The sequence below is a fragment of the Bradyrhizobium sp. HKCCYLS3013 genome, from assembly GCF_051167615.1.
Classification (GTDB): Bacteria; Pseudomonadota; Alphaproteobacteria; order Rhizobiales; family Xanthobacteraceae; genus Bradyrhizobium.
Genome location: NZ_JBNPTK010000043.1, coordinates 1 through 1279, shown reverse-complemented (window position 1 = coordinate 1279; position 1279 = coordinate 1). Strand labels below are relative to the sequence as shown.

General features: G+C 58.6%; 1 protein-coding gene. It reads right to left on the bottom strand.

Translation table 11 applies throughout. From position 1 onward, the window contains the following. Window positions 1-23: 23 nt before the first annotated feature. On the bottom strand, window positions 24-1172 hold the full coding sequence (locus tag ACQR1F_RS32150) for an IS4 family transposase (protein ID WP_316182801.1): 1149 nt from the start codon (window positions 1170-1172) through the stop codon (window positions 24-26). Between the last annotated feature and the right edge of the window lie 107 nt (window positions 1173-1279).

The following is a 1279-nucleotide window of genomic DNA, read 5'->3' as shown; positions in this document are numbered from 1 at the left end:
CCCACGGCTGTCCGGTTGAGGTTTTAGCATATACTAAGGCTCAGCTGGCGGTCGTCTCGGGTGAGAGACTGTGGAGGATCGAGCAGTCCATCGATCCTCCTGCGGTGCATGAGGTTTTGCGCGACCAGGCCGGTAAAGGTCCGCAGGCTTTCCACGCTGCTTTGCAGCTTATGGGCCGCGCGCAGCAGGAGATGAGCGATCAGCGCCACTGCAATCTGGATGCGTATGGCGTTCTCGGACGTTCCGAGGAAGTGTCTGATCTTCAGCGTGTGCTTGACCCAGCGAAAGAACAGCTCGATCTGCCAGCGGCGCTTGTAAAGGTCGGCAATTTCGTCGGCAGATGCGTCGAGGTCGTTGGTTATGATGCGCAGGACCTTGCGGGTTTCCGTGGCAACTCTGACCTCACGGACGGGATCCTGGAACGGGTTCTTTCGCGAGACAGCCAATCTGCCAGGCAGCAGGCCGATCCGATCGGACAACACGGACGAGCCCTCCGGGATTGTCTTCTCAGTCACGTCTCTGAGTTTAGTATTCGCCTTGAGACGGGTGACGAGACGGCACCCCTGCTCGTTGAGATTGGCCCACCAGCCGTAGTCATAGTAACCGAGGTCGAAGACGTAAGTCGCGCCCGGGCGGATCGGAAGAGATTTTGCCGCGGTGATGTCGTTGACGTTTCCCGCGGTCACGTCGGCCGTAACCGGATTTCCGGTATCCGGATTATAAACGATGTGCAGCTTGAAGCAGTTGATGCCGCTGCTGAACTTGGCCCAGCTGGCGCTGAGAGAGTTCAGGGGAAATCTGGTCGAATCGACCAGGTAGACCGCATCCGCCACCTCGTTTGCCAGCTTCCGCTCACAGCGTTTCATCATCTCTGCCAACAGACCGGCAAAGACCTCGGGCCGTCGCTTTGCATTGGCATCGGCCAGCGTCGAACGCGAAACCACCTTGGCGCCTACGTGATAGAGCCGTGCAGCGTGGCTCTCGAAAGCAGCTTCAATGGCACGCAGGCTCTCAGCGCGAGCCAGTTGCGCATAGAGCAAAGCACAAAACTGATTCCGGGTACTGAGCCGGCGCACCCGCTTGTCTCCTCCATGTGTTTCCACAAGCCGGTCAAAAACCCTCCACGGAACGAGCTTCTGCAGACCGTGAAATACAGTATTGTGGTGGCGCATGGCGGGATCCTCCTCGTGTGTCTCGAACATTTGGCGATGCTCAAGATCGCAGAAGAATCCACGCCATGCGCCTTGTCCAGCCTGCCTGAACCGGACAGCCGTGGGCT

Bases quoted from the DNA above. Each gene is read 5' to 3' on its own strand.
- ACQR1F_RS32150 (WP_316182801.1), bottom strand. From the start codon at position 1,172: ATGCGCCACCACAATACTGTATTTCACGGTCTGCAGAAGCTCGTTCCG.